The following is a 26,957-nucleotide window of genomic DNA, read 5'->3' as shown; positions in this document are numbered from 1 at the left end:
GCTGATCGTCAGGAGCGCGGCGGAAGGATGATCTCGAAGCGCGCCGGGCGAGGGCGGACGAGGATCAGACGGCCGCCGTCGGCTTCGACGAGAGCGCGTGCCAGCGAGAGCCCGAGGCCGGTCGAGCCGGCGGTCGAGACGTTGCGCTCGAAGATCGCCGTCTCCAGTGCGACGGGGACACCCGCACCCTCGTCCTCGATGGTGAGCACGTTGCGCCCGTTGGTCACGGTCGCTTGCAGCCGTGTGGTCCCGGATCCGTGGTGGAGGGCGTTCTCGAGCAGGACGTCGAGCGCTTGCGCGACACCGCCGGGGCTGACGCGGGCGGGCAGCGGGACCGTTGCCTCGAGGACCAGCGTGCGGCCTGCACGTGCGTACACGGGCTTCCAGGTCGCCGTGTGATCGCGAGCGACGCTCGCAAGATCGACATCGGTCGGGCGACCGATGTCGCCGGCGCGGGCGAGGGCGAGCAGTTCGGTCACGGTGCGCTCGAGGCGGTCGGCGACGCGCAGGGTGGCGTCGAGCTCGTCGCGGGCGGCGGCGGGGTCTTGGAGGGTGCTGAGCTCGTCGAGGCGCAGGCGCATGGCGGTCAGCGGGGTGCGCAACTGGTGGGAGACGTTGGCGGTGAACTCGCGCTGGCGGCCGACGAGCTGGGCGATCTGGACGGCGGCGGCGTCGAGTGCGGTGGCGACGCGGTCGAACTCGGGGAGGTCGAGGTGGCCGGTGCGGGCGGAGAAGTCGCCCTGGCCGAGCCGGCCGGAGGTGGCGACGAGGCGGTCGAGCGGGCGGGTGAAGCGGCGCGCCTGCAGCACCGCGAGTGCGACGGCGGCGGCGGTGCCGGCCAGGGCGAGACCGCCGACGAGCAGCCAGATCTGGCGGCGTCGGCGGGTGACCTCGGCGGCGGAGGCGTAGACGGTGACGCGAACGCCCTGGGTCGCGCCGGAGCGGGCGGAGAGGACGCCACCCACCGGTATCCGCCCGACCCTGATCCGTGTCGTGCCGGAGACGACGTCGGCGGCATGTCCTGCGCGCAGCCACGGGGCGAGCGCGGCGGCGGTGAGCCCTTTGGCCGCGCGATCGTCGACGGCGGCGGCGATGTCGTCGGCCTCGCGCTCGAGCCGGCTGAGCGCGTCGCCGCGCGCGCGGGAACTCTCGACGAGTCCGAGCGGGATCCCGAGGACGAGCGTCGCCACGAGCGCGATCAGCGCCGTGGTGGCGATCAGCCGCCGGCGCATCAGCGCTCGAAGCGGAACCCGACGCGCCGCACGGTCGCGATCAGCGGCGGGTCGCCGAGCTTCTTGCGCAACCAGGACATGTGCATGTCGAGGGTCTTGGTCGAGCCGAACCAGTTCACGTCCCAGACCTCGTCCATGATCCGTTCGCGGGTGACGACCGTGCCCGCTTCGCGCACCAGCAGCGCGAGCAGGTCGAACTCCTTCGGCGAGAGGTCCAACAGGCGGTCGCCTCGCCACGCCTGCCGCGATGCTTCATCGATGCGGACGTCGCTCGCGAGCAACTCGGGCGGCGCCGTACGACGCAACATCGCCCGTATGCGGGCGAGCAGCTCCGAGAGCCGGAACGGCTTGGTCACGTAGTCATCGGCGCCGGCGTCCAGCCCTGCGACGGTCTCGAGCTCGCCGTCGCGGGCGGTGAGCATCAGGATCGGCACCTGCGGGCGAACCTCGCGCACGTGGCGGCAGACGTCCAATCCGTCCATGCCTGGGAGCCCGATATCGAGGATGATCAGGTCCGGAGGCGCGTCCAATACCTGCTGGAGCGCCACCCGACCGTCGCCGGCGGAACTGACCTCGTACCCCTCGCGCCCGAGCGCTCGCGCAAGCGGCTCGGCGATGTCATGGTCGTCCTCGACGAGCAGCACACGGGTCACGACCTGATCCTAGGCCGCAATCGGAGACCTTGACCAAACCTTTGCCGTTCGCGTGCCGATCCGTTGCTCACCGGATCCGACACTCTGCCCATGCACCCCTCCATAGACCACCCCGCCGGGCTGGCACGCGAGATCGTCACGCGCTCCGTGGCCGCCATCGGCCTCGCCGGCATCGCGCTGATCCACCTGCTCGACTCGCTCGGCAAGTTCCAGGAGACGCCCTACATGGGCTGGATGTACGTCGGCCTCATGATCGCCTGCCTGGCTGCCGCCGCGACGCTCCTGCACAGTCACGCTCGCGAGGCCTGGCTCGCCGCGATCGCCTTGCCCGCCTCGGCGATCGTGGGCTTCGTCCTGACCCGCACGGTCGGCCTGCCGCAGGCCCACGGGGACATCGGCAACTGGAGCGAGCCGCTCGGGCTCGCCGCCCTGTTCGTCGAAGGCGCCGTGATCGCCGTCGCCGGCTACGCGCTCGCCGCGCTGCGACCGGTGACGATGCTCGCCCGCCGCACTCGCGTGGCGATCGCCGGCGCTCGCTGAGCCTCGGCCTTCGCCGGAACCATTGCCTGCCGATCGAGACCCCTGAAACACTCGGCGCACAGCGGCCAGAGGCGGACATGCCATAGGTTGATCGTCGTGCCTGCACGCCACCGCGAGCGACACCTCAGCACACGTTCGAACTGGCTCCGTGCCGCGGTGCTGGGCGCCAACGACGGCATCGTCTCGACGGCAGGTCTGGTTCTCGGCGTCGTCGGCGCGGGCGGTTCGAGCAGCGAGATCGTCACCGCTGGGATCGCGGGCCTGGTCGCCGGCGCCCTCTCCATGGCGGCCGGGGAGTTCGTCTCGGTCAGCTCACAGCGCGACGCCGAGGAGGCGGACCTGCAGTTGGAGCGGCGCGAGCTCGCGAGCGACCCGGACGGCGAGCTGCGCGAGCTCGCGAACATCTACCGCGCGCGCGGGCTGCCCGACGCGCTCGCCGAAGAGGTCGCCGTGGCTTTGACCCAGCGGGACGCGCTCGCAGCGCACTCGCGGGACGAGCTCGGCCTCGAGGAAGACCGCCGCGCCCGCCCGCTGCAGGCGGCGTGGTCCTCCGCTGCCGCCTTCTCCTCAGGGGCAATCCTCCCGTTGGCCGCGGCCGCGCTCGCGCCCCCTGACGTCCGCGCGGCCGCGATCGTGGTCGTCACGCTCGTCGCGTTGAGCCTGCTCGGTGCCACCGGCGCGCGGCTCGGTGGCGCGCCGCCGAAGGCCGCCGCCGTCAGGGTCCTGTGCTGGGGCGCGGCGGCCATGGCGGTGACCTATGGCATCGGCAGCCTGGTGGGCGGCGTGGTCTAGCGACATACCACCGCCGCCCCGGTTGTTGGGTCGGGGCGGCGGGTCCTGCAGGGAGGTGTGACGGGTGGCGCTCAGGCGGCAGGCACCGCAGCCATGGCCGGGGCGCGTTCCTCCTTGCGGTTGGTGGCGGGCAGGGCGTTGAGGCTGAGGATGCCGAAGCCGATGCCGGCGAGCAGCAGGGCGATGCCCATGACGATGGCGAAGGTGGCGACCTGTTCGGCGAAGTAGGCGGTGTTCAGGGCGGTGGTCAGCGCGGTCTCGTTGACCCACATGTTGCGCAGGCCGTTTTCGACGGGCTGCTTGGTCTTGGGGTCGATGGCGGCGGCGTTCTCGTCGTTGGTGGGCTTGCCGTTGTTGTCCAGGAAGCGGCCCATCTGGGCGTAGGTCTGGCCGCCGGTGGCTTCGAGGGTGTGCTTGCGCATGACTTTGGCGAAGGCCTGGGCCTCGGTGCCGGTGTCGACTTTCTGGCCGGGGATCGTGGAGTCGGGGGTGCCGACGATGTGTTCGGCGGCGAGGTTGTCGCGGACATAACTGCGTCCGTCGATGCCCATGTAGATGGCGCCGATCCCGAAGGCGATCAGCACGATGCTGGCGGCGATCCCGCCGTACTGGAAGAGCTTGCGCATTTCCCTTGCTCCTTGGCTGCGGTGGTTGGTGACTGCGGCCATTTCATCCCGGATCGGCGCTCCGGACTTCCGCAGAACGGCGCCGATTCACTGCGGGAAACCCGCGACTCCGAGAGCAGAACCTCGCGATGCGATTCAATCGGCACTGCTATGTCGCACCCGTCCTCCGGCGACCGTGAGCGGATCGAGATCGTGCTCGCCGACGACCACACGATGGTCCGCCACGGCCTGCGGATGGTGCTTGACGCGGAACCCGGCCTCACCGTGGTCGCCGAAGCCTCGGACGTCGAGACCGCGCTCCATCGCACTCGCGACCTGCGGCCGGCCGTGGTCGTGCTCGACCTCAACATGCCGGGCACGCCGACGATCTCGGCGATCGACCGATTCCTCGCACTGGCTCCGGGCAGCGCCGTGGTGGTGCTGACCATGGAGGACGATCCCTCGATGGCGCGGGCGGCGTTGGCGGCGGGCGCCCGTGGCTACGTGCTCAAGGAAGGCGCCGAGTCGTCGCTCGTGGATGCGGTGCGGGCGGCCGCGAACGGCCGCAGCTACGTCGATCCCACGCTCGGAGCCCGGCTCTTGACCGCGACGGACGACGAGCACCTGAGCATCGGCGCCGAGTTCGCCGGGCACCGGATCGACGCCATCGCGGGCCAGGGCGGCATGGGCGTCGTCTACGCGGCGACGGACCTCGCGCTCGACCGGCGCGTCGCGCTCAAGCTGATCGCGCCGGCGCACGCGCGCGACGACGTCTTCCGCGCGCGGTTCGAGCGCGAGTGCCGCCTGGCGGCATCGCTCGACCACCCGAACCTCGTGACGGTGTTCCACGCAGGCGAGGAACGAGGACGGCTCTACGTCACGATGCGGTTCATCGAGGGCACGGACCTCCGTGCACTGCTGCGCTCCCAGGGCGCGCTCGAGCCGCCGCGCGCGGTCGCGCTCGTCGAACAGGTCGCGGGCGCGCTCGACGAAGCGCACTCGTCAGGGCTCGTGCATCGCGACGTCAAACCCGCGAACATCCTGATCCGGCAGCGCGCCGCCGAAGAGCGCGCGTACCTCACGGACTTCGGCGTGAGCAAGCACCGCGCGGCGGGTGCGGAGCTGACCGGTACCGGATTGGCCATCGGCACGCCGGACTACATGGCCCCCGAGCAGGCCCGCGGGCGGTCGGTCGACGCACGAGCCGACGTGTAGTCGCTCGCGTGCGTGCTCTTCCACTCACTCACGGGCCACTTGCCCTTCGACCACGAGAGCGACCTCGACAACCTGTGGGCGCACGTGTACGAACCTGTCCCTGACCTCCAGTCCGTCCGGCCCGACCTGCCGGAACGCCTTGTGGCGGCGATCTCCGCGGCGATGGCCAAGGATCCCGCCGATCGCCCGTCCACCGCCGGCGCGTTCGCCGGGCAGACCCGAGTCGCCCTGGCAGGTTGACGGTCAGCACGTCGTCTGCGGCGTGGCCGCCCCGGGTGGCAGGCACAGGACGCTGGTGACGGGGACCTTGCCGCGTCTGAGCCGGTACCGCACGACCTCGCCGACGTGGCCGGGTGCCGTGATCCGCAGCTCCAGGCGTTGACCGGGGCGCAGCCGGCGGTGCTTGACGGCGACCGCCTTGCGCAGCACGAGGTCCTTGAACAGCACGATCGCGCGGTCGCGGACCCTGCTCGAACTCATCCGCCTGAACGGGCACCCGTGGCCCGCGCAGCGCAGTTGCGCCGTGGCGCCGACGGGCACGGCATCTACGCGGAGTCGCAGCAGGTAGACGCGTCCGCGCCGGAACCCCCACCGCGCCGAGACAGGAGAGACGACCCGCGGTGGGGGCGCCCGTGTGATCACGATCGGACGCTCGACGCTCGCGCTGTTGCCCACAACGTCCGTGGCGGTGATCGTGACCGTGTAGGTGCCGGGGACGGGGTAGGTGTGGGACACGGTCGGTCCGGCGGCGCGGGCACCGTCGCCGAAGGCCCACGCGATCGCGGGCGTCGAGACTCGGTCAGACGCCGTTGCCGCCATCCCGATGGCTGCACCCGCCGAGCCACTGCTGGGCACGGTGACGGCATCGAGTCGCGGTGGCGCGGCGTCGAACGTCGCCGTCTCCAGGCCGTAGAAGCTCGTCCCTCGTGTGCTCGTCCACCTCCTCGACAGCGCGGTGGCGTTCCCCTCGTCGTCGACGGCGAGGTCGAGGAGCGACAAGGAGGTGTCCAGATCGGGGGTGAGGGATGAGCTGGGCGCCACTTTCTCGGGGCCGCCGAAGACCCCGCCCGCGGGCCGGCGCACGACGAAGATGAAGTCGGCGCTCTGCCACCCGACCATGATGTCGCCCGCTCGATTGCCGGCGACGGGCCGCATCCCCCCGATCGCGCTCGCGGTCGGAGCGAAGTCCGTGAAGGCACCGCCGGGCGGGTGCACGCCGATCCGGAGGACGTCGGCGCCGGCGTCGGTCACCCTCCAGGTCGCGACCGCCGCTCCGTCGGGCGCGACCGCGACCTCGGCATCCCGCGCTTGCTCGCCGGGTCGTGAGGCGACCTCTGGCGTGCCCGTCCAGACGCCATCGGGCCCGCGCTCGCGATACTGAACCTCGTACGGGCCGGACCCGATCCGATGGTTCCAGAGCACGAGCGCGCGACCATCCGGCGCCATCCCGATCGCAGGGCTGAAGCTCGTTTCTCCGGAGGACTCGCTGGAGAGCGTGTGCGCCGGCTGGAACGCGAGCCCGGCCGGCCGCTCCGCTGCCTCAACGACGATGGCGTCCGCGGAGAACCTTCGCGCCCAGACGGCGATCGCGTCGCCGCCGTCATCGACCGCGACGCTGTAATCGCTCGGATCGGCCGCGGAGATCGTCGTCGGCTCGTCGAAGCGGCCTTGTGCGCCCGTCCGGATCGCCGCCTTCAGGAAGCTGTGCGCCGAGCTGACGCAGCCCCGGGTCTTGAACACGATCACGGCGGTCCCGTTCGCGCCAACGGCGACGACGTTCGGGAACGGCAGGCACTCCGATGCCGAAGAGACGGTCTGGGTCGCCTCGAATGCGTTCGAGCCCGCCGGGAGCCGCGCGGCCTGCACGCCGCCGGGGGTCCCGAGCACGGTCCACGCCACGGTGAAGTTGCCCTGCCGATCGGCTGCCACGCTAGGACTGTCGGCGCGGCGGCCGGGCGGGCTCAGCTCGAAGGTGTCTCCAAAGCCACCACCCGGGCGGCGCAGCCGGGCGCGGACGCGCGAGAAGCCGTCGATGATCTCGGTGAAGACGACGAGCGTGCTGCCGTCGGCCGCGACCGCGAGATCGCCGCCCATGTAGGTGGCGGATGGGCCCGCTAGGTCGACCGGCGCGAGCCATTGCGGCGCGGCCGACGCCGGAGCCGTCACCGCGAACGACGCGACGGCGACGCTCAACGCGACGATCGCGCGCCGCGCGTTGCCCTTCCGACACTCCGGGAGCACCGTGGTTCAGGCTGTCGTCGCCGTTTGCGACGCGAAGAGCTCGGCGAGATCGCTCCCGGCCCCGCGCGGCAGCGCTACGACCGGGCAGTGTGCCTCGCGCATCAGCGGTCCGCTCGTCCCGCCGAGAATGACGGCGTGGAGCGGCCCGTACCCGCGCGAGCCGACGATCAGCAGGTCGAGCTTCTCGCTCGCTTCCGCCAGCTCGCGCCAGGGGCGGCCTTCGAGCACGATCCCTCGCGTCGGCACGTCGGACGGAAGCCCGGCCTTGGCGGCGTCGAGATCCGCGCGGATGTCCGCCACCACGTCCGAGGCGACCACGATGTAGCTCGGGCCGGCCATCAGGGCGGGCGCGCCGTAGACGTCCGAAGGGACGACGGAGATGATGTCGAGCGCGGCCCCGAGCGCTCGGGCCGCGGTGACCCCGAGGTCGAGCGCGTTCTTGGCCTCGGCGGAGCCGTCGTAGGCGACGCCGATCCGGCTGATCGGCGGGTCGGACCCCGTCCGGTACCCGAGCGGGACGACCGCCACGGCGCAGGGCGCGCCGGCGAGCAGCCGCTCCGACGTGCTGCCAGGACGGACGCGACCGAGCGGACCGGTGTGCGTGGAGCCGACGACGACCAGCGATGCGGACTCGGCCGCCGCCAGCAGGTGCAGACCTTGTGGCGCACTGCGCTCGGCGATCACTGCCGTGTGGACGCGCTGCAACTCGACGCCGGCGAGCAGGCCGCTCATGCGGTTGACCGTCTCGTGCGCTGCATGACGCGCAGGGGATCCGAGTTCGGCGGATCGCGGGATGATCGTGGCGACGACGACGTCGCCCGTTGTGGCCGGCGCGAGTTGCCGTGCGAACGCGATGGCGTCCTCAGAGCGGCTGGTGGCGTCGACACCGATGAGCATGGTGGGCACGATGGACTCCTTGCGCCGGGTGATCGACCCCAAGTTTCGTCGGCGGGGGAACGCCCGCCAACCGCGTTCCCCCGCCGTTGCCATCCGTAGTTCTCCGCGTCGTCGCGCGACTCGCGAAAATCGCCCCTTCCGGCGAATACAGTCGGAACGATGCCGCCGTTCATCGTCGCCCATCGCGCCGGCAACGACCTCGCACAGCTCCGCCGCGCCGGCCGGGCGCGCTTCGTCGAGGCCGACGTGCACCTCCGCCGCGGCCGGCTCGAGGTGCGACATCTGAAGGCGGTGGGACCGATCCTGTGGGATCGCTGGTACATCGCGTCGCCCCGCACGCCGCGGCTCGAGCTGGCGGACCTCCTGGTCGCCGCCGGGCGCGACACCGTGCTGATGCTCGACCTCAAGGGCTTCCGCCGGCGCCTGGCCCGCGCGGTGCTCGCCGAGCTGGCGGTCCACGCCGGGGTGGATGAGATCGTCGTGTGCTCCCGGTCGTGGCGGCTGCTGGAAGCGTTCGAGGCCGACGCGCGCGTCCGGGTCGTCCACTCCGTCGGCAGCCGCCGCCAGTTGCGGGCGCTGCGGCGCCGGTTCGCCGGCCGGCGGCTGTCGGGGGTCTCGATCCACCGGCGGCTGCTGGACGAGCACGTCGCCGCCGAGCTGCGCAGGCGAGCGGAGCTGATCGTCTCATGGCCGGTCGAGACCCCCGAGGAGGCATTGCGGCTCGGCCGCTTGGGCGTCCACGGGGTCACGACGTCCGAGTTCGAGACCCTCGCGGAGGCGATCGCGTGAACGCGGCGTTGCGCATGCTCGACGAGGTCGGCAACCGGCTCGCCGGCGCCGACCTGCGCCTAGCGGTGCTCGCGCTGCTCGCCCACCTCGCCAACCACGTCCTGCGCTCGGTCGCCTGGCGGGGCGTGCTCGCCGCGGCCTACCCCAGAGAGCGCGTGCGGCTGCTGCCGGTGCTGTCCGGCTATGCCGCCGGCGTCGCACTGAACGCCGTGACACCGGCCCGCGGGGGTGACGCGGTCAAGGTCGGGCTCGTCCGCACGGCGATCCCGGGCTCCACGTTCACCACGATCGCCGCCACGCTGTCGGTGCTCGTCGCCCTCGATCTCGTGATCGGCACGCTGCTGGTGTTGACGGTGGGACTGACAGGCGCCGTGCCACTGGATCTCGGAGCGGGTGTCGGTCGGGTGACGACCGCGGCGCCGATCATCGCCGCGGTGATCCTCGTCGTGACGGTCGCCGGGTTCCTGTTCCGAGGTCGCCTGCGGGCGCTCGCCGCCCGGTTGCGACAGGGCGGCGCGGTGCTGCGGACGCCGGCGCGGTATCTCGTCGCCGTCGCCTTGCCGCAGCTGGCCGCGTGGTGCTGCAGGGTGTGCGTGGTCCTGTGCCTCCTGGCGGCGTTCGGCCTCCCCGCCACGGTCGCCGTGGCCGCACTCGTGATGGTCGTCGGCGGCGCGTCGACCGTGATCCCGCTGACCCCCGGCGGCGCGGGCACGCAACAGGTGCTCCTCGCGGTGGCGCTGAGCAAGACCGCGTCCGCCGCGGCCGTCGTGTCCTTCTCCCTCGCGATGCAGGCGAGCGTGACCGTGGTCAACGCCGCCATCGGCCTGGCGGCGGCGATGACCGTGTGTCGCAGCGTCCGTCCGGTCCGGGCGGTGCGCTCGGCGTTCGCCGGCGCCCGCGCTTGATGCGTACTTCCCGTGGACGCTCCGCGGGGAACGACGGATGCCGGGCCGAGGCGGCGGCGGCACGATCGGGGCATCGTGACCGCAGTGATCGAGCTCGAGCACCTGACCAAGAGCTACGGCGCCTCGCGTGGCATCGAGGACGTCTCGATGGCTGTGCAAGGAGGGGAGGTGTTCGGTTTCCTCGGGCCGAACGGCGCCGGCAAGACGACGACGATCCGGACCGTCCTCGACCTGCTGCATCCGACCAGCGGCGCTGCACGTGTCTTCGGTCTGGACAGCCGGCGCGATCGCGAAGCCATCCATGCCCGCCTCGGCAACCTTCCCGGCGACTTCGCCTATGACCCGCGCGTCACAGGCCGCGAGCTGCTGACCTTTCTCGCAGACCTGCGAGGCGTCGCCGGTCTCGGGCGGGCCGACGAGCTTGCGCAGCGCTTCCAGGCTGACCTCGACCGCCCGCTCGGGCAGCTCTCGCGCGGCAACCGTCAGAAGATCGGTCTCGTGCAGGCCGCGTTCCATGACCCCGAGCTGCTCGTGCTCGACGAGCCGACGAGCGGGCTGGACCCGTTGATGCAGGAAGCCTTCCTCGATTTCGTGGGTGACGAGCGCGATCGCGGCCGGACCGTGTTTCTCTCCTCGCACGACCTCGACGAGGTCGAGCGAGCCTGCGACCGCGTCGGCATCATCCGCGCCGGCCGCCTCGCGGCCGTCGAGCATGTCGCCGACATCACCGGCCGCGCCTACCGGCACGTGACGCTCGAGTTCGCCTCGGCGATCGACCCCGACGAGTTCCGCCGGCTCGGAGGCGTCACCGACCTCGATGCGAGCGGGCGAACGATCTCCTTCAAGGCCACCGGCGATCTCGACCCGATCATCAAGGCCGCCGCGCGTCACACCGTGACCGACATCGAGCTCGCGCGACCGACGCTCGAGGAGGTCTTCCTCACCTACTACGGGAGCTTGCAGTGACCGCCACGCTGCCAGACCGCGCCGAGCCCGTCGTCGCCCGTCCGCCCGGTCGCGGCGCCTCATTGCGGGCCGTCGTCCGCCGCGGCCTGCGCGACGGCCGGCGCACCGTCCTGAGCTGGGGCGCGCCCTTGGGCGTGATGGGCGCGCTGATGGCCGCCGTCTGGCCGACGATCGAGGACTCGATGAGCACGCTCATGGACAGTTACCCGGCCCAGCTCAAGCAGGCATTCAACATCACGTCCATCACGAGCGTCGAGGCGTATGTGGACGCCGAGATGTTGAGCTTCATCGTGCCCCTCGCGGTCGCCTTCCTCGCGATCCGCACAGTCGTCCGCACACTCACAGGCGCCGAGGAGCGCGGCTATCTCGACATCATCCTCACCGCGCCCGTCGCCCGCCGGACGCTCGTCGCCGGCGCCGTCATCGTGGCCGGGGCGGTCACCGCCGGCGTGCTCGCGATGGTGACCGTCACGACATGGCTCGCGGGGACCCTCGTCGGTGCCGACCCCTCCATGGCCGTGCTGGCCCGCGGCTTCGCGAACGTGTGGCCGCTCGCCATGCTCTTCGCAGGCCTCGCCGTGCTCGCCTCAGGCCGACTCCATTCGGGGTCTCCGGTGACCGCGGTCGCGGCCGGAACGCTGATCGGGATGTACGTCCTCGACCTGGTCGGCAAGCTCGCTTCGCCCCTGGACCCGATGCGCGCGGTCTCCGCCTTCAAGTACTACGGCTCGGCGATCCAGAACGGCATCGACCCGGTCGCGTTCTGCGGCATCCTGCTCGTCGCGCTGATCCTCGCGGTCGCCGGAGCCATGCTCTTCGAGCGGCGCGACGTCCTCTAACCCTTTGAGATCGAGGCGGTAGGCCGTTGGACGGGTGCGAGGCGGACTACGGATCGCGCGACCGGCATGACCGTGGTAGCCCGAAGCGAAGCGACGCGCATGTACCGATGACCCCGGCGCCTGCGAGGGCTACGTTCCACACGAGCGAGGAGGTGAACATCGTGAAGGTCCTATTGACCATCGTTGTGGGGATGCTGGCTGCCGTGCTGGCGCTGCCCGTCGTCATCGTCGTCGGCATCGCCCTCGGACCCGCCGCGCTGGTGCTCGGCTTCATCGCGTTCTTCACCGCGGTCGTCGCGTTCTTCGCGCGCCCGCGCGCTTCACGCTGAGAGATCCTGCGACCGCGCCCCGGCGCATGCAGACTCAGAGAGCCTTCCCCGGCGCCGTGGTATCGCGACACGACGCCGAGACCGGGGGGTTTCCTGCGATCGTCTTCGCGGCGAATTGCGGATGACGCCGGCGCGGCGGACGGGCACGATTCGTGGGTGCTCCGGTTACGTCAAGCGCTCGCCACGTCAGCCGCGACGCTGCTGCTCGCCGCCCCCGCGTCGGCGGGCACGATCGACATCGGGCGCGGTGCCGGCGGCGCGACGTTGGGCATGGGGCGGGCAGAGGTCCTGCTGGCCCTGGGGTTGCCGACGACCGAGAGCGCGTCGACCTTGAGCTACACCGATTCGGCGGGCGTCTTGACCCTTCATGAGGCTGCCGGTGACGGTCTCATCGATCGGATGTCGATCAGATCGCGCGGACCGGAATGGCGCCTGTCCGGCGGCGAGTCGGTGTTCACTCGCGGTGCCTTGGTCAAGATCCGCCATCGGTTCGGCAGCCGGCTGCGACCGCGCCGCGACCCGGCGCTCGGGCGCGCTTACGTGATCGCGGGGCGATACCAGGGCCGCAGCGTGCGGACCGCGTTCGTGGTGGACCGCTTCACGCCGCGGACACGAGTGAAGCGGGTGGTCATCGAGTTCACTTCGGTGGCCCCAGCACCGGCCACCCTGAAGGCTCCGGGCCGCGTCGTCTATCCGCAGGACCGCGAGGCCCCTGGCTCTCAATCGAACTCGGGTCCGTTCCTCGCTGGTGTCGCGCAGCCGGACGGCCGGCTCGTGCTCGCGCGGCGTGAAGTCTCCGGCGTCGGGCTCATCCGTCTGGAGCCTGACGGGCGCGAGGACCGGTCGTTCGGCTTGGACGGGACGGTGCATCTTCCCGTCACGTTCGCACCGTTGGCGAGCGGGTTCACCCTTCGCGTGCGCCCAGATGGGCGTCTCCTGCTGGCCGTCGCCGTGCCCGGGGTGACGCCTCAGGCGGGTGCGTCGCTCGACCTGATCGCGCTCACCGCCGGTGGTGCCTTGGACGGGTCGTTCGGCGCCGGTGGGCTGGCACGGTCACAGCTCGCGTTCGGGTGTGGGCAGTGCGCTTCCGTCACGATCGGGCCCGACGGGGACATCGTCATCGCCGGCATGACCGGAACGCCGCCCGTCGTGCAGGGCGGCCGGCTCGTGACGCCCGCCCATTATCGCTGGGCCGTGGAGCACCTGCACCCCGATGGAACCCCAGATCTCGGGTTCGGCACGGGTGGCGTCACCGTCGTGTCGACGAGCGAGGGCACCGGCAGCAGCGCCACATTTCGGGCCGACGGCAGCGTCGCCACCACAGGCTACGCGGGCAACACCCCCGAGCTCGCGGTGCTACACCCCGATGGCAGCCCGGACACGAGCTTCAACGGCGGTGCGCCGGTCCCGCTGAGCGGGTTCGTGGATGACGCCCCCGTCGAGCGCCCAGACGGCACGCTCGACCTCCTCACCCGCAGCAACGGCGCCATGCAGGTTGAGCGGATCGCTCGCTCCGGCGTCGCCGGTTCGGTCGTCGCGACACTTCCGGTCGCCCCCACAGGCGACTACCTGGTGCCGGCGGGAGCGCTCCTGTCCCTGCCCGGCGGCGACGAGCTTTTCGTCGGCGTCCAGAGCACCCCGTTCGTCGCGCCGGTCACCCGCATCAGCGCGATCTCGATGGGCGCGGACGGCAGCGTCGGGGTCCCGGTGACCGCGAGGCCGCTGTTCGGGGGCGGCCGCGCGAGCGGCACCGCGGACCTCTTCGTCACCTCGCAGCCTCCCGTCGACCAGACGGCCTTCACCGCCGCCGCGACGTTCGCAGCCCCCGGCGGCCGCATCGTCATGACCGGCGCCGTGTCGATCGCCGCCCCTGCCGGCGAGGAAGACGCCGTGCTCAACGAACCCGCCATCCTGGTCGTCGACCACGGCCTCCAGCCGGACCCGCGCTTCGGCGCACCCACCGCACCGACGACCACGCTGCGAGCCGCCGTCGCCGACACCCGCGTCGACGTCACTTGGACCGCGACGATCGCGATCCCGCCTCGGGTCACGCTGCGTCTGGACAGCTCCGGTCCGGGCCTCGCGGCGATCACGGTGACAGCGGGCGGGTCGACGATCGCCCAGGAGACCGTCGACGTACCGCGCATCGGCCGGCAACTCGTCGGTGTCGCCCTGACCCGCGACGGCCTCACGAAGCTGCGTCGCCACGCTCCGCTGCGCGTCCACGTGACGGCGCACTTCCGGGACGTCCTCGGCGGCCAGGCCACCGCGACGGCCGTCGCCGAGCTCCGGCCGGGGACGCTCCGTTGCCCGGCGTGTCCACGCTGATCCGGCCGGCGAGCCGAAGGACGCCGGCCCGTCATCCGCGGGAAGTCCGGAACTCCGAGGCTCAGGGCGCGGGCGTGGACGCGACGATGGCCGGCAGGGCGCGAGGGCACGTCAGCGCCGTCGGCGCTGCTCACACGTTGCGAGCATCGACGACGGGACGGACCTCCAGATCTCCGCGGCAGGCTGCCGTTCCGAAGTAGACCCGAAGCGTCTTCGTGTCGTCCGGGGGCGTGATTCGGAGCCATTCCGCGGTTGGGCAGGGCGTGTTGTCGCTCGGCACGTTGCTCCAGCGCAGCTGCAACGCGGCGGCGGCGCCCGGACGCAGGTTCACGCGGCGCGCTTTGTGCGTGTGATCTCGTCGAACCGTGGTGGTGAGCGCGTGATTGTCCGCGGTGTACAGCCGGCCGCCGACGAAGCCCTTGAGAAAGCACGGACCATTCGAGGTGTTCACGAGAACGATGCGCGCGTAGCTCGAGCCCGCGGCACCCTGGACGTCGATGATCGCGCCTGCGAGGCCCCTCGCCGTGCAGCGCTGGACAGCCGCCCCGCGGGCGCCGCTCGACCAGGCCGCCGCCATCGCGCCGATCGCACAGACGGCGGCAGGGAGAATCAGCTTTGTGCGCATCGGATGCCCTTCTCAGTCGGGGACGTAGGCGACGACGACCTTCGAGACTCGGCCGTCCTTGAGAGCGAAGATCGTGAACACCGGCGTGGTTGCGGGATTCGTCGTGTAGCAGCTCGTCGCGTCGCACTTGACATGGGCGACGCGCCTTGACTTCATCGGAAGTCGAGCCGACACCGATGCCCTTGGCTGTGCGGTCGGTCGGTCCGGCGACAGAGATCTGGTGCACCCAGTAGTGACTGCTGCCGCGGAAGAAGCGGACGCGCAGCTTGCCGGGATACAGCGAGCACTGGGATGCTCAAGCGGATCATGGCAATGGCTCCGTTCACTTCGTCCGCTGCAGTTGGACGCGCACTTGCGCGAGGCATGCGAGCGACCCGTCGCGCTCGGAGTCGTCGACCGCTTCGAGCGTCGCGGGTTGGACGCGGCTGCTTCGATACCGGATCGTGCTCGACCAGGCGCCCGATGCTCCGAAGCTGACCGGCCGGTGGCCGATGACGTGCCCGACTCGATCGCGCACGATCGTGACGAACTGGTTCTCGAAGATGTCACGCGCGTTGCCACTCACCAGCACGCGTTCGCCCGAGACGCGCCAGCTGCGCAAGGCAAGGCACCCGTCAGCGCTCTGCCTGATCTCGGCCGCCGGGCTCGGTGGCGCGCTCTTGTAGAGATCGATGACGCCACGTTCGGGCGAGCGAAGTTGGCTGTAGGCGATGTACTTGAAGCGCCCAGCGTCGCTCCGGAGGCGGATCGTCAGCTTGTCGGTGCCCTGGGCGATCGTGGTCCGCACGCCGTCGGCGTTGACGTTCGCCGCACGATTCTCGATCGCGCGATGCCGCACGACGACGATGGCCGAGCCGTCGAACGGCACTGGATCGGTGACTTCACCGTCGTTGCCATCGAGCCGGCCGTCCGTGAAGTCGACCACCACCCGGACTGCGGCGGGATGATCGGCGGTGCGGACGCGCAACGCCGTGAGATTGACGGTGCGACCGGAGGCGGGGGCACCGGTCGCCGTCAGGGCGCACGCCGCCGTTCCGAGCAAGGCGACGAGCACCGCCGACCGTACGCTCCACGAGCGTCTCGGTGCGGCTTGGTGTGTCCCGGGCGCCATGCCATCGATGGATACCGCTCGCTCCAGGCGAGCGCATCAGGCCGGACTACCGAGACGGGATCAGCAGCAAGTACGGCTAGCGCCAGGAGCAGTGCAGCCGAGGCTGCAGGTGACACTGGGCGCGTATGACCGATCGCAGGTGCGGCCTCCCGTAGCCCACGTGCTTTCGCAGAAGGCGGTTCGGATAGAAGATCTTGAACCCACTCTTGGTCCACGGGGAGTGCGCGTACCACTCGGCGATTCGGCGCGTGTGGAAGCCGGGCGGCCACCGTCGGATCAACGATCGTGTGATGCGCGGGTGTCCGCTGATCGAGTAGTCCCCGAACTGCAATACGTCCCCGACGAGCGCCGTGGCGATGACGAAATAGCGCCAGTCGTCGCCACCGGTGTCCAGGCTCATGATGCAGTCGACGCGCAGGGAATCGACGCGATAGCAGCGGTGAAGCGAAACGTCACAGTCCGCGTCGCAGAAGTGATCGAAACCGATGTCGTCGGCCAGTACGGATGCTGTTCCGCTGTCCAGTCGCACGGCAGCCGTCGCTGCGCCAGCGTCGAAACCGCCGGCAACGTTGGCCGCGAGTACTGCGACGGTCGTCAACACTGCACGACCGGCTCCTGAGAGCCAGAAAGACGTCCTCCACATCGGTCAATCGTCGCCGTCGGCGACTCCGCGGTCATCGCGTCGAACTACGGACTTGGGATCGTGGTCGGTTGCGGTTGTCGACGCCGGGGGGACGTGATCCGATTCCGGCCATGGGATCCGGATCGCCCATCGTGCGGCTGGGGCAACTCGCATTGGCATCGATGTTGCTGTTGATCGCCGGCACTCCGGCGAGCGCGCAGGTTGCCCCAGTTCCCGCGTCGGGGTTCACCACCGACGGTCTTGTGACGTCCCTGCTGGCCGGACCCGGAAACGTGATGTATCTGGGAGGTACGTTCTCATCCGTGGCCAAGCGCACGGGCCACTGGGTGCGCTTCGACGCCTCGGGGGCGCGCGATGCCGCATGGCCGGAGGTCGACGGCAGTGTGCGCGCGGTAGTGCCGGACGGCGGGGGCGGCTGGTTCATCGGCGGCGCGTTCACGCATGTGGCCGGCCAGCGGCGAGTTGGGCTGGCGCATGTCGGGTCCGCTGGTGAACTCGACCTGAACTGGTCGCCTGACGTGGATCTGAGCAACTGGGACCCGGGGTTCGGCGGGGTCATGGCGTTGTCCGTCGTGGGCGACACGGTGTACGTCGGCGGGCGTTTTGAGGAGATCGACGGGCAGCCGCGCAGCCACTTGGCCGCGGTCGACGCCGTGAGCGGTCAGGTGCGTACGTGGGCTCCACGTCTCGACGGCTCGGAGGTGACCGCGCTTGCCGCGACGGCCGGGACCGTGTACGTGGCCGGGGATTTCACGAGCGTGGGCTCGGCGCGCCGCGAGCATCTCACAGCTTTCGACACGGCCGGCGGCCGCCTGAACGCCTGGAACCCCGACGTGACCGGACAAGACTTTCCGGGCGAGCCGTTGGCGGTGCAGCGCCTACTGATCGATCGCGGCACCCTGTACGTCACGGGTCAGTTCGACGCGGTCGCCGGTCAGGTCCGTCCAGGGATCGCGGCCTTCGACGCCACCACCGGGGAGCTGAGCCCGTGGAACCCCCGCGAGATCGACAGGCTCATGAACGAAGTCGAAGCAATCACGGCGGCCGGGGACACCGTGTACGTCAGTGTGAGCTTCGGCTTCACCGGCGAGCGATGCGGGAGCTTCGACGGGCGTCATCCGATGTACCTCGTCGCTCTCGCCGCAACGACGCGAGCTGACGTCCGCTGGTGTTCCGAGCTCTCGCCGATCTTGGCGTTGGCTGCCGCCGGCGACCGCGTGTACGCCGGCGGCGGCTACGACTCGGTAGCTGGACCAAACCGTCGGTTCCTTCGCGTCGTCAGCGCAACCACCGGCGTGCTGGGGTCGTGGAATCCGAGGCCGGATGGGGAGGTGTCGTCGCTGGTCGCGACCGACGACGGTGTGCTTGCCGGCGGCCTTTTCAGCGGCCTGGACAGCGAGACCCGTACCAATGGAGCGGCGATCGATCTCGACACGGGCGCGCTGCTCGCGTTCGCCCCCGATCTGACCGACAACTGGGACCTGGGACCGATCGACGCCATGGCGACGCACCACGACCGCCTGTTCGCCGCCGGAGACTTCGTCGAGATCGGCGGCCGCCACCGCCACGGGCTCGCCGAGCTCGATGCCACCACAGGCAGAGCACGCCGCTGGAACGCACACGTCAGCCCGACCGGCCGGCCACGGGCGCTCGCCGTGCATGGGCGCCGGCTGTTCGTCGGCGGTGACTTCAGGCGCATCGGCGGCCGCCCGCGCCGCGGCCTGGCAGCTCTCGACGTTCGCACCGGCAGCGCGACACGCTGGCACGCCGACACGAACGGCGCCGTGAACACGCTCGCGATCAAAGCCAACACGCTCTACGTCGCCGGCAACTTCACCCGCGTGGGAGGCCAACGCCGTCGCCACCTGGCTGCGATCGACCTGCGTACCGGTCGCGTCACAGCCTGGCACCCGAACCCGGACGGCCGCGTTCGTGCCATCGCCCTGACCGTCCGGACGGTGTATCTCGGCGGCGATTTCCGCCACGTCGGCGGGAAGTCCCGGGCACACCTCGCGGCCGTCGACGCCTCGTCCGGCAAGGTCGAATCGTGGCGAGCCGGCGCCGACGCGCCGGTCCACGCGCTCGCCGTCCTCGACGGCACCATCTACGTCGGCGGTGCCTTCAGAACCATCGCCGGCGCCGCGCGGCACCACATCGCCGCACTCGACGCAGAGAGCGGAGCGCCAACCCCCTGGGACCCCGGAGCCGACGGAGTGGTCACGGCCCTGTTGACCATGCCCGCGGGGCTCGTGGCCGCCGGATCATTCACCTCGCTCGGCGGTACGGGCCAAACGGGCCTCGGAATCTTCCCGGCAGCATCCACGGCCGCCGCATCTACGGGTCACCGTCCCTAGCCACGTTCGCGGCTGTGGCCTCCTCGCGGAGGAGCGACAGGACGTCCAGTTCGCGAACCGGCTCGCAACCATGGCGCCTTGAGTTCTCGGATCGTGCCGAGACGGCGGTTTCGTTCCCAGGTCGAGACGCAGAAGGACCTTGCCCAGCACGTGGGACTGTGCACCGGGCGTGTCTCGATTCTCCTTCGCAACGCGCTGAGCGCGGTCGAAGGCAGCGATACGCACCACTCACAGGAGCTGACAAGCCCGTCGAGGGTCGAGCGGCTTCGCGAGCTCGAGACGGACCCGCCGGAGCACGCCGTCCAGGATCTGGCTGACATCCGCGCTGGGCGTTCGTCCGGACACTCGCGCTGATCGCCCAGGAGAGTGTCGGTCACGTCGCTTCGGCGAGCAGCTTCAGCGTCGTTTCCACGCCGCGGGCGAGGAGTTGATCGGACAAGTCACGGTCTGTCAGTGCCCTGGCCAGCTGCAGGGTGCCGACCATCAGCCCGAACGCCGTGAGCGCATCGATGCGAGCGGCCTCGATGTCCGTCGTCTCCAGGCGCGACGCGATGTCATCGATCTCGGCCATCAGTCCGTCGGTGAACACCTGTCTGGTGGCGACGGAGCGTCGGACGATCTCGTCGAGCAGCGCAGCCGAAGGGCAGCCATCGGCGGTCTGGTCGCGGTGCTCGGGAGATAGATAGGCGCGAATGAACGCCTCGAGTCCTGCTCGATCCGCGGCCTCGGCGTCAAGGTTCTGGCGTTGGCCGCGCAGCTGGTCGGCGAGGACGTTCGCGACGAGATCCTCCTTTGAGGCGAAGTGGGCGTAGAAGGCGCCGTTGGTCAGGCCGGCGTCGGACATGACTGCTGCTACGCCGGCGCCGTCGATGCCGTCCTTCTTGAAGCGCCGCCCGGCCGCTTCGACGATGCGTTGTCTCGTGGCCTGCTTTTGGTCCTTGCCGTAGCGCATGACCCGCATTGTATTACGATCGTACGATGATATTATGATCGTAAGTCAATCACGATGCGGGACTCGCAGGGAGCGACGGGATGACAACGACCAGCGCACGCACTGACGCGGCTTTGAACACGACGTGGAAGAACGCGCCGACGCACTTCCTCGACACCGGCGGCGTACGATTTGCCTACCGTCGACTGGGTCCGGCCACCGGCGTGCCCGTGGTGCTCCTCACGCACCTGGCGGCGGTCCTGGACAACTGGGACCCCCGAGTCGTTGATGGCATCGCTACCAGGCATCCGGTCATCGCCTTCGACAACCGCGGTGTTGGCGCTTCGAGTGGTTCCACGCCGACCACGATCGAGCAGATGGCGAGTGACGCCGTGACCTTCATCCGCGCGCTCGGCTTCGATCAGGTCGACCTGTTCGGGTTCTCGATGGGCGGCATGATCGCCCAGGTGATCGCGCAGCGCGAGCCGCGACTGGTGCGCAAGATGATCCTCGCCGGGACCGGTCCCGCGGGCGGCGAGGGCATCGACAAGGTCACCCGCATCTCCTATCTGGACACCGCGCGAGGCCTTCTCACCCGCCATGACCCCAAGGAGTTCCTGTTCTTCACCAGGACGCCGAACGGGCGCGCCGCGGCGAAGGAGTTCCTGGCACGGCTCGAAGAACGTACGGACGACCGCGACAACGCCATCTCCGTCGGCGCATTTCGCGCCCAGCTCAAGGCCATCCACCGGTGGGGTCGCCAGGAGCCGGCGGACCTCTCGAGCATCGATCAACCGGTGCTCGTGATGAACGGCGAGAGCGACAAGATGGTGCCCACCAAGAACACCGTCGATCTCGACCGGCGATTCCCGAACAGCCAGCTCGTCATCTATCCCGATGCCGGGCATGGCGGCGTGTTCCAGTTCCACGAGGACTTCGTCAAACGCGCGCTCGAGTTCCTGTGAAGGCGTTCGTCGTAGAGCGGTACGGCAAGGACGGTCTCAGCGCCGCTGACGTACCCGAGCCTGAGGTCGGCGACGGTGACGTGCTGGTCAAGGTGAGCGCGGCCGCCATCAACCCACTGGACTCCATGGTCCGCAACGGGGAGTTCAAGCGGCTCCTGAAGTACCGCACCCCGTTCGTGTTGGGTCACGACGTCGCTGGAATCGTCACCAGGGTCGGACCGGCCGTGCGCGACTTCCAGGTCGGCGACCAGGTCTTCGCTCGTCCGCGCGATCTGCGGATCGGATCATTCGCCGAACACATCGCGATCGACCACAACGACGTCGCACTCAAGCCGGCCTCTCTCACACTGGACGAGGCGGCCGCGGTACCACTCGTGTCACTGGCCGCATGGCAGGCCCTTGTCGACCGAGCCCACGTGCGGCCCGGTCAGAAGGTTCTCGTCCATGCCGGGTCCGGCGGCCTGGGCTCGACCGTCATCCAACTCGCCAAGCACCTCGGCGCCACAGTGGCGACGACCGCCCGCGGCGACAACGCGGAGCTGGTGCGCAGCCTCGGTGCGGACGTCGTCGTGGACTACACCAAGGAGGACTTCACCGAGGTCCTCTCGGGCTACGACGTCGTGCTGGATTCGCGAGGCGGCGAGAACCTCGAGCGGTCCCTCACGGTCCTCAAACCCGGCGGACTGGCGATCGGCGTGGCAGGCCCTCCCGATCCCGGGTTCGCGAAGCAGCTCGGGGCACCGAAGGTCATGGGCATCGTGATGGGGCTGCTCAGCCGCAAGGTCCACACGCAGGCCCGCAAGCTCGGTGTGAGCTACTCGTTCTTGTTCATGCAGGCCAGCGGCGCCCAGTTGAGCGAGCTGGCCTCCCTCTACGACGCGGGGTACCTCCGACCGATCATCGACAAGACGTTCCCCTTCGACCAGGTTCCGGAGGCCCTCGCCTACGTCGAACGGGGCCGCGCCAACGGCAAAGTCGTCATCAGCCTCGATTGATTCAAGCCGTTTCGCCCGATGCGACCCCTCGTATGAGGGTGGAGTCGACTAAGGCTCTCGCGGTGAAGCACCCGATCGAGCAGGCTCAGGTGTGCGCCGCGGTCGCGTTCGCGGGCTAGAAGCCTCCTCGGCAGAGGCGTGACCGCAACAAGGTCAGCTGGCGTGTTGTCCAGAAGTGAACACCGTGCACCTCGATGTGTGCGCTCCGCGTTCATTTTCGCTTGACACGCGCGCTCAGATCGGACTAGTGTCCAGTACGTCTTAACCATGCGGTCGTAGGCGCCTCGCCCGGTCTCCGTGAGGCGCGTCTGCGTCCTGAAGAGGGGAGAGATGTGTTCAGTCGTCCGACGTCGACGTTTGTCGACGCGCTTCCTCGTGTCGCGCGCCGCCGCGGAGCGGTCGCGGGTCTCTCACTGGTCCTGCTCGTGATGCCGGGGGTGGCCGTTGCGGCCCCGGCGGTACCGACGGTGCCCACGACTCCGACGCTGCAGGGGCCGATCCCGCGGACCGCAACGTCCATCCCGATCGGGACGGCACAGTTGCCGGGCGCAGCCGAGTCGGTCGATCTCGCCCGCAACGGGTACGTCGAAGAGGAGTACTTCGTCTCCGGCAACGCCAACGTCTACGAGTACGACGCGTCGGGCCAGACGCTCCAGGTCAAGACGCCGAACGTCCCGTACACGACACTGATCCTGGTCCGCCGGCCGAAGAACCCGCATCGGTTCAGCGGCACCGTCCAGTACGAGATGAGCCATCCGCAGTTCGGCGTGGACACGCAGGTGTGGGCGTGGAACCACGACAAGATGATGCGCGACGGCGACGCGTGGGTGCGGATCACGACCAGCCGCGGCGGTCCGCTGACGTCGAGCGTCGGGCTGGCGAAGGAGTACGACCCGATCCGGTACGCGTCGATCAACTACCCCGAGGACGGCCTGAACTGGGACGTGATCGCACAGGTCGGCAAGCTGATCAAGTCCGGCGGCCCGACGAGCCCGCTCGCCGGCTATCCAGTCCGGCGAATGCTGATGTCAGGGTGGTCGGGCGCCGGAGCGATCGTGCAGATCTGGGTCAACGATTTCTCCCGCGTGATGCGGATGCCCGGCGGCGGCCCGATCGTCGACGGCTACATCGTCGGCGAGCCGAGCGGCTACCCGCGCATCAACTCGACGGCGCCCGCGATCCCCGCTACCGACCCGCGCCAGAAGGTGATCCCACCGGGCGTACCGGTGATCAAGCTCCACAGCCATCCCGAGCCCGCTTCGCAGCAGCGGCCCGACAGCGACGCGCCCGCGGATCGCTACCGGACGTGGGAGGTCGCCGGCCCGGCGCACGCCGACGCGGCGACCCATCCTGACCAGTTCCCGACGTTCCTGCAGCTCAAGAACACGTCGTTCGGGGCAACGATGTACCCGTTCCGGTGCCAGCACCCGATGAACGCGTTCCCGTTCCGGCAGCAATGGGGCGTCGCGCTCGAGAACCTCGAGCGCTGGACGACTGATCCGCGCTGGTCACCGCCGCACGCGCAGCGCATCCGTCTCAACGCGGACGGTACGACGGCGAAGGACGCCAACGGGAACGAGCTCGGAGGTGTGCGTTCGATCGGATTGGACGTTCCGACCGCGACGTACTTCGACACGAACGCTCCGTTGCCCGGTGACGCCGGGTTCTGCAGCAACTCGAGCGTGGGACATCAGGAGGCGTTCAGCCACCAGAAGCTGAAGGCGCTCTACCCGACGCACGGCGTCTACGTCCTCAAGGTCACGCTGCGCGCCGCCCAGCTTGTCCGTGAGGGGTGGCTGCTGCCCGCCGACGCCGTCGAGGCCGTGGCCGAAGCCGCGCGGGCGGACGTCCCATGAGCCCGCGCTGCATGTTCGCCGCCGTCGCGCTGGCCGCGACGCTGTCGATCGCCGGCGCCGCACAGGCCGCAATCGTCCCGTCGCCGGCCATCAGCGGCCCCGTGAAAACGCCACGCTCGCTCGACGGGACGCACGGCATCCCGTACACGTCGTCGTCGGTCGACCTGCGCTCGCACGGGTACACCGAGCAGGAGTTCTTCGTCTCCGGGACCGCGCGGGCGTACGCGCCCGTCGGCACGCTGGGTAGTGAAGGCCGGTGGCAGGTGAAGCCGTCCACGACGGCGCCCTACAAGACCCGCATCATCGTCCGACGTCCGATCGACATGAGCCGCTTCAACGGCACCGTCGTGTTCGAGTGGATGAACGCGACGACCGGTCGCGACCTGGACGTCGGCTGGATCTTCGGCCACAACGAACTGCTCAAGAGCGGCTCGATCTACGTCGGCGTGACCGCGCAGGCGATCACTGTGACATCGCCCACGGGGTTGATCGCGTGGGATCCGGACCGCTACGGGACCCTGACGCATCCGGGCGACCAGTACTCCTACGACATCTTCTCCCAGGTGGCGCAAGGCGTACTGAACGGTCGCAAGGTCGATCCGCTCGCGGGCGGGCATCCGCGTGAGACGGTCGCGTATGGAGACTCGCAATCGGCGTCGCGTCTGGTGACGTACGCGGACGCCATTCAGCCGCGCGATCAGCTGTTCGACGCCCTGTTGATCCACAGCCGCTCGGCGGGCGGCGCCGACCTCGCGCCGGGCATCCCGGTCCCCTCGCCGACGCTGATCCGCGCGGACGTCCCGGCGAAGGTGCTGACGCTCGAGTCGGAGTCGGACGTCGTCCGCAATGGCCAGCCTCGCTACGTGTTGGCGCGCCAGGCCAACTCGGACTCGTTCCGCCTCTGGGAGGCCGCCGGCACCTCGCACTTCAACGCCGAGGAGGAGGCGCTGATGCGCATCCAGGCGTTCCGCGAGTGGCCCTTCGCCAACCCGCCGCTGCAGTACAACACCTGCCCTGAGCAGATGAACGACGTCCATGTCAGCGATCTCGTCGACACGGCGTTCGACGCGATCGGGCGCTGGATCGTCAACGGTCGCAAGCCGGCAACACCGCCGCTGCTGCAGGTGCAGACCAACGGCACGGCGACCGACTACGTCCGCAACGAGCTGGGGATCACGAAGGGCGGCGTTCGCCTCCCGCAGATCGTGGTTCCGACCGGCGCGCAGAAGGGCGAGGGCAACACCGGCGTCGGGACGTGCACGCTGGCGGGCAACAAGCAGCCCTACGACGCGGCGACCCTGGCGTCGCTGTACCCGACGCACGACATCTACGTGCGCAAGTTCACCCGCGCGGTCAACGACGCGGTGTCCGACGGCTGGATTCAGCCCTACGACGTCGGCCCGCTGGTCGACGAGGCCGAGGAGTCGGCCATCCCAGCGCTGTCGAACGTGCCGTAGGGCTCCAGGCGCCCGACAACGACCCACACCGCGTGCACCGGCTCGTCCCCGATGGTGGCGAGCCGGTGCGGCTGGGCCGACTCGAACGAGATCGAGTCCCCCGGGCCGAGCCGATACGTATCGAAACCGATCGTGACCGCGAGCCGGCCACTGATCACGTGGCCGTACTCATGGCCCGAGTGACGCACGAGTACACCCTCCTCGCACGACGCCCCGCCCGGCTCGTAGATGAGGAAGTGGAAATCGGCGCGCGGGTCTGTCGCCGGGGTCAACCGCTGCCAGCGCACCCCGGAGGCCAGTTTCAAGCTCTCGCGCTCGTCCTCCCGCACCACCGGGTTCGGCCGCGGCGCGACCGGTGCGGGCGGGTGATCGCCGTTGCCGGTGAGCGAGAACAACTCGTCGAGCGACAGACCGAGTTCGGACACGATCGCGTACAGCGTCGCGACGGAGGGCACAGAGTTTCCCCGCTCGATCTGCGAGATCAGGCTGGGTGAGAGCGACACGCGGCGCGCCAGCTCGCGGGCGGACATCCGGAGTTCCTGCCGGCGCTCGCGGAGGCGGTCGCCCGTCTGGTCGAGTGGCGAGGGCAGCGATGCTGGGTCCCGGGCGGGCACTGCCCGGGATCCTAGGGGCTGGTCGAGGATGGCTAAGCGCCTGGCTCGATGTGGACCTTGACGTTGGCGCTTGTGTCGCGCGCGGCGGCGAGCGCCTCCAGGCCGCGATCGAGCGGGAACGCGGCGGTCACGATCGGCGTCGGATCGACGACGCCGCTCGCCAGGAACCGGATCGTCTTCGGCCAGACGCCGGGCGAGCCGATGACACCCTGGATGCGCAGCGCCTTGGACTGGATCAGACCGAGTTGCGCGGGGGCGCTCGAGCCCACGTCGATCCCGACGTAGACGATGCGCGCTCCGTGGCCGGCGAGTTGCAGCGCGTTCGCCATCGCCGCGGGCACGCCGGCGGCCTCGAGGACGACGTCGAAGCCCCGTCCCTGGGTGACCTCGGCGACGGCTTCCTCGAAATCGTCGGCGGTCGGGTCGAGCGTGGCGCGCGCACCCAGCGTCAGCGCTCGCTCGCGACGCGTCGCCTGCGGCTCGATCAGCACGACGCGCGCATTGCTCGCTGACGCGGCGAGCACGCACAGCAGGCCGATCGGGCCGCCGCCGATCACGGCGACCGTGTCACTCGCATCCATCCCACCCGCGGTCAGGACCGCGTTGTAGGCGACCGAGAACGGCTCGACGAGCGCTCCCGTGCGGTAATCGATCTCCTCGGGCAGGCGGTGCAGCCACTCTGCGCGAGCCTTGAAGTAGTCGGCGTCGGCCCCGCTGATGGAGAAGCCGAAGTGATCGCGCCCGCCCGGGCCGACGACGCACTCGCCGACGACGGCATCACCGGGACGCAGGTCGTTCACGGCCGAGCCGACCTCGACGACCTCTCCGGCCCACTCGTGCCCGGGGATGATCGGGTAGGAGATCGGGATGATGTAGCGACCTTCGAAGAGCTCGAAGTCGGAGTGGCAGATGCCGACGGCGCGCGAGCGGATAAGGACTTCATCGGGTCCGATCTCGGGCGCGTCGATCTCGGCTACCGCCGCGCGATGCGGGGCTTCGAACACCAAGGCCTTCATCTTCTCTCCTCGTCGAGCGACTGTTCAGTCGGCATCTACGTATACTGTACAGTCGAGCT

At 70.0% G+C, this 26,957-nt stretch carries 27 protein-coding genes; 15 read left to right on the top strand and 12 right to left on the bottom strand.

Features of this window, described 5'->3' with window-relative positions:
- Positions 1–8 precede the first annotated feature (8 nt).
- Both G569_RS0114395 and G569_RS0114390 read right to left on the bottom strand, forming a co-directional pair.
- Positions 9–1,232: a HAMP domain-containing sensor histidine kinase gene (locus G569_RS0114395; protein ID WP_028063919.1), complete on the bottom strand. Its 1,224-nt coding sequence runs from the start codon at positions 1,230–1,232 to the stop codon at positions 9–11.
- Positions 1,232–1,885, bottom strand: a complete 654-nt coding sequence (locus tag G569_RS0114390; protein WP_028063918.1) for a response regulator transcription factor — start codon at positions 1,883–1,885, stop codon at positions 1,232–1,234. The genes G569_RS0114395 and G569_RS0114390 overlap by 1 nt, the downstream gene beginning before the upstream one ends.
- A gap of 90 nt (positions 1,886–1,975) precedes the next feature.
- Here G569_RS0114390 and G569_RS48405 point away from each other — a divergent pair, with 90 nt between their 5' ends.
- Entirely contained in the window at positions 1,976–2,425 is a 450-nt protein-coding gene (locus G569_RS48405; protein WP_157592039.1) for a hypothetical protein, read from the top strand.
- Positions 2,426–2,521: 96 nt separating this feature from the next.
- On the top strand, positions 2,522–3,217 hold the full coding sequence (locus G569_RS0114380; protein ID WP_028063917.1) for a VIT1/CCC1 transporter family protein: 696 nt from the start codon (positions 2,522–2,524) through the stop codon (positions 3,215–3,217).
- Positions 3,218–3,288: 71 nt separating this feature from the next.
- Here the strand turns inward: G569_RS0114380 and G569_RS0114375 are convergent, their stop codons facing one another.
- Complete coding sequence (locus G569_RS0114375) at positions 3,289–3,843, bottom strand: hypothetical protein (RefSeq protein ID WP_028063916.1); 555 nt, start codon at positions 3,841–3,843, stop codon at positions 3,289–3,291.
- 150 nt (positions 3,844–3,993) lie between these two features.
- Between G569_RS0114375 and G569_RS57960 the strand changes: the two genes are divergently transcribed.
- Both G569_RS57960 and G569_RS57955 read left to right on the top strand, forming a co-directional pair.
- A complete protein-coding gene (locus tag G569_RS57960) occupies positions 3,994–5,037 on the top strand; it encodes a protein kinase domain-containing protein (protein WP_053226361.1) in 1,044 nt (347 codons plus the stop codon).
- Between the two features lie 12 nt (positions 5,038–5,049).
- Entirely contained in the window at positions 5,050–5,277 is a 228-nt protein-coding gene (locus G569_RS57955; protein WP_053226360.1) for a protein kinase family protein, read from the top strand.
- Between the two features lie 3 nt (positions 5,278–5,280).
- On the opposite strand, the gene G569_RS64585 is transcribed toward G569_RS57955, so the two are convergent.
- A complete protein-coding gene (locus G569_RS64585) occupies positions 5,281–7,278 on the bottom strand; it encodes a PKD domain-containing protein (RefSeq protein ID WP_028063915.1) in 1,998 nt (665 codons plus the stop codon).
- Between the two features lie 6 nt (positions 7,279–7,284).
- A complete protein-coding gene (locus G569_RS0114360; protein ID WP_245602490.1) occupies positions 7,285–8,175 on the bottom strand; it encodes a universal stress protein in 891 nt (296 codons plus the stop codon).
- Positions 8,176–8,334: 159 nt separating this feature from the next.
- Here G569_RS0114360 and G569_RS48395 point away from each other — a divergent pair, with 159 nt between their 5' ends.
- From G569_RS48395 to G569_RS0114330, 6 genes are all read left to right on the top strand, one after another.
- Positions 8,335–8,964 (top strand): glycerophosphodiester phosphodiesterase, encoded by a 630-nt coding sequence (locus G569_RS48395; RefSeq protein ID WP_053226359.1) that lies wholly within the window; start codon positions 8,335–8,337, stop codon positions 8,962–8,964.
- Entirely contained in the window at positions 8,961–9,869 is a 909-nt protein-coding gene (locus G569_RS0114350; RefSeq protein WP_028063913.1) for a lysylphosphatidylglycerol synthase domain-containing protein, read from the top strand. The genes G569_RS48395 and G569_RS0114350 overlap by 4 nt, the downstream gene beginning before the upstream one ends.
- A gap of 75 nt (positions 9,870–9,944) precedes the next feature.
- Entirely contained in the window at positions 9,945–10,835 is an 891-nt protein-coding gene (locus G569_RS0114345; protein WP_028063912.1) for an ABC transporter ATP-binding protein, read from the top strand.
- Positions 10,832–11,674, top strand: a complete 843-nt coding sequence (locus G569_RS0114340; RefSeq protein WP_028063911.1) for an efflux permease Rv1217c-related protein — start codon at positions 10,832–10,834, stop codon at positions 11,672–11,674. The genes G569_RS0114345 and G569_RS0114340 overlap by 4 nt, the downstream gene beginning before the upstream one ends.
- 173 nt (positions 11,675–11,847) lie before the next feature.
- On the top strand, positions 11,848–12,003 hold the full coding sequence (locus G569_RS62590; RefSeq protein ID WP_157592037.1) for a hypothetical protein: 156 nt from the start codon (positions 11,848–11,850) through the stop codon (positions 12,001–12,003).
- Between the two features lie 156 nt (positions 12,004–12,159).
- Entirely contained in the window at positions 12,160–14,331 is a 2,172-nt protein-coding gene (locus tag G569_RS0114330) for a hypothetical protein (RefSeq protein WP_028063910.1), read from the top strand.
- Positions 14,332–14,461: 130 nt separating this feature from the next.
- Here the strand turns inward: G569_RS0114330 and G569_RS57950 are convergent, their stop codons facing one another.
- The 4 genes from G569_RS57950 to G569_RS0114310 form a co-directional block, all read right to left on the bottom strand.
- Positions 14,462–14,956, bottom strand: a complete 495-nt coding sequence (locus G569_RS57950; protein WP_053226358.1) for a DUF4232 domain-containing protein — start codon at positions 14,954–14,956, stop codon at positions 14,462–14,464.
- A gap of 12 nt (positions 14,957–14,968) precedes the next feature.
- On the bottom strand, positions 14,969–15,112 hold the full coding sequence (locus tag G569_RS62585; protein WP_157592036.1) for a hypothetical protein: 144 nt from the start codon (positions 15,110–15,112) through the stop codon (positions 14,969–14,971).
- A 166-nt stretch (positions 15,113–15,278) separates the two neighbouring features.
- The gene (locus tag G569_RS0114315; protein ID WP_028063909.1) at positions 15,279–16,010 is read right to left on the bottom strand and encodes a Gmad2 immunoglobulin-like domain-containing protein; all 732 of its coding nucleotides are present in this window, start codon (positions 16,008–16,010) and stop codon (positions 15,279–15,281) included.
- 133 nt (positions 16,011–16,143) lie between these two features.
- Positions 16,144–16,668, bottom strand: a complete 525-nt coding sequence (locus G569_RS0114310) for a hypothetical protein (RefSeq protein ID WP_028063908.1) — start codon at positions 16,666–16,668, stop codon at positions 16,144–16,146.
- 203 nt (positions 16,669–16,871) lie between these two features.
- On the opposite strand from G569_RS0114310, the gene G569_RS0114305 reads away from it, so the two are divergent.
- Positions 16,872–19,064: a PQQ-binding-like beta-propeller repeat protein gene (locus G569_RS0114305; protein ID WP_157592035.1), complete on the top strand. Its 2,193-nt coding sequence runs from the start codon at positions 16,872–16,874 to the stop codon at positions 19,062–19,064.
- 373 nt (positions 19,065–19,437) lie between these two features.
- Here G569_RS0114305 and G569_RS0114295 read toward each other — a convergent pair whose 3' ends face one another.
- Complete coding sequence (locus tag G569_RS0114295) at positions 19,438–20,016, bottom strand: TetR/AcrR family transcriptional regulator (protein WP_028063905.1); 579 nt, start codon at positions 20,014–20,016, stop codon at positions 19,438–19,440.
- Positions 20,017–20,096: 80 nt separating this feature from the next.
- Here G569_RS0114295 and G569_RS0114290 point away from each other — a divergent pair, with 80 nt between their 5' ends.
- From G569_RS0114290 to G569_RS0114270, 4 genes are all read left to right on the top strand, one after another.
- On the top strand, positions 20,097–20,960 hold the full coding sequence (locus G569_RS0114290) for an alpha/beta fold hydrolase (RefSeq protein ID WP_037496613.1): 864 nt from the start codon (positions 20,097–20,099) through the stop codon (positions 20,958–20,960).
- On the top strand, positions 20,957–21,955 hold the full coding sequence (locus G569_RS0114285) for an NADP-dependent oxidoreductase (protein WP_028063903.1): 999 nt from the start codon (positions 20,957–20,959) through the stop codon (positions 21,953–21,955). Before G569_RS0114290 ends, G569_RS0114285 begins: the two co-directional genes overlap by 4 nt.
- A 467-nt stretch (positions 21,956–22,422) precedes the next feature.
- Positions 22,423–23,811 carry an alpha/beta hydrolase domain-containing protein gene (locus G569_RS0114275; RefSeq protein WP_157592034.1) on the top strand — a complete coding sequence of 463 codons (1,389 nt, stop codon included), beginning with the start codon at positions 22,423–22,425 and terminating at the stop codon, positions 23,809–23,811.
- 11 nt (positions 23,812–23,822) lie between these two features.
- On the top strand, positions 23,823–25,268 hold the full coding sequence (locus tag G569_RS0114270; protein ID WP_157592033.1) for an alpha/beta hydrolase domain-containing protein: 1,446 nt from the start codon (positions 23,823–23,825) through the stop codon (positions 25,266–25,268).
- On the opposite strand, the gene G569_RS48385 is transcribed toward G569_RS0114270, so the two are convergent.
- Together G569_RS48385 and G569_RS0114260 are read right to left on the bottom strand one after the other, a co-directional pair.
- Entirely contained in the window at positions 25,199–25,882 is a 684-nt protein-coding gene (locus G569_RS48385; protein WP_084284934.1) for a helix-turn-helix domain-containing protein, read from the bottom strand. The two genes, G569_RS0114270 and G569_RS48385, sit on opposite strands and share 70 nt — an antisense overlap.
- 32 nt (positions 25,883–25,914) lie before the next feature.
- Entirely contained in the window at positions 25,915–26,898 is a 984-nt protein-coding gene (locus G569_RS0114260; RefSeq protein WP_028063900.1) for a zinc-dependent alcohol dehydrogenase, read from the bottom strand.
- Positions 26,899–26,957: the final 59 nt, after the last annotated feature.

This window comes from Solirubrobacter soli DSM 22325 (genome assembly GCF_000423665.1).
GTDB classification, from domain to species: domain Bacteria; phylum Actinomycetota; class Thermoleophilia; order Solirubrobacterales; family Solirubrobacteraceae; genus Solirubrobacter; species Solirubrobacter soli.
Note: the sequence above shows the minus strand (reverse complement) of the source record. Positions and strands in the feature narration are given on the sequence as shown.

Coding starts and splice junctions, on each gene's coding strand:
- G569_RS0114395 (WP_028063919.1), bottom strand. CDS start 1,232: ATGCGCCGGCGGCTGATCGCCACCACGGCGCTGATCGCGCTCGTGGCG.
- G569_RS48405 (WP_157592039.1), top strand. CDS start 1,976: ATGCACCCCTCCATAGACCACCCCGCCGGGCTGGCACGCGAGATCGTC.
- G569_RS0114375 (WP_028063916.1), bottom strand. CDS start 3,843: ATGCGCAAGCTCTTCCAGTACGGCGGGATCGCCGCCAGCATCGTGCTG.
- G569_RS57960 (WP_053226361.1), top strand. CDS start 3,994: ATGTCGCACCCGTCCTCCGGCGACCGTGAGCGGATCGAGATCGTGCTC.
- G569_RS0114360 (WP_245602490.1), bottom strand. CDS start 8,175: ATGCTCATCGGTGTCGACGCCACCAGCCGCTCTGAGGACGCCATCGCG.
- G569_RS48395 (WP_053226359.1), top strand. CDS start 8,335: ATGCCGCCGTTCATCGTCGCCCATCGCGCCGGCAACGACCTCGCACAG.
- G569_RS57950 (WP_053226358.1), bottom strand. CDS start 14,956: ATGCGCACAAAGCTGATTCTCCCTGCCGCCGTCTGTGCGATCGGCGCG.
- G569_RS62585 (WP_157592036.1), bottom strand. CDS start 15,112: ATGAAGTCAAGGCGCGTCGCCCATGTCAAGTGCGACGCGACGAGCTGC.
- G569_RS0114305 (WP_157592035.1), top strand. CDS start 16,872: ATGTTGCTGTTGATCGCCGGCACTCCGGCGAGCGCGCAGGTTGCCCCA.
- G569_RS0114295 (WP_028063905.1), bottom strand. CDS start 20,016: ATGCGCTACGGCAAGGACCAAAAGCAGGCCACGAGACAACGCATCGTC.
- G569_RS0114290 (WP_037496613.1), top strand. CDS start 20,097: ATGACAACGACCAGCGCACGCACTGACGCGGCTTTGAACACGACGTGG.
- G569_RS0114270 (WP_157592033.1), top strand. CDS start 23,823: ATGTTCGCCGCCGTCGCGCTGGCCGCGACGCTGTCGATCGCCGGCGCC.
- G569_RS0114260 (WP_028063900.1), bottom strand. CDS start 26,898: ATGAAGGCCTTGGTGTTCGAAGCCCCGCATCGCGCGGCGGTAGCCGAG.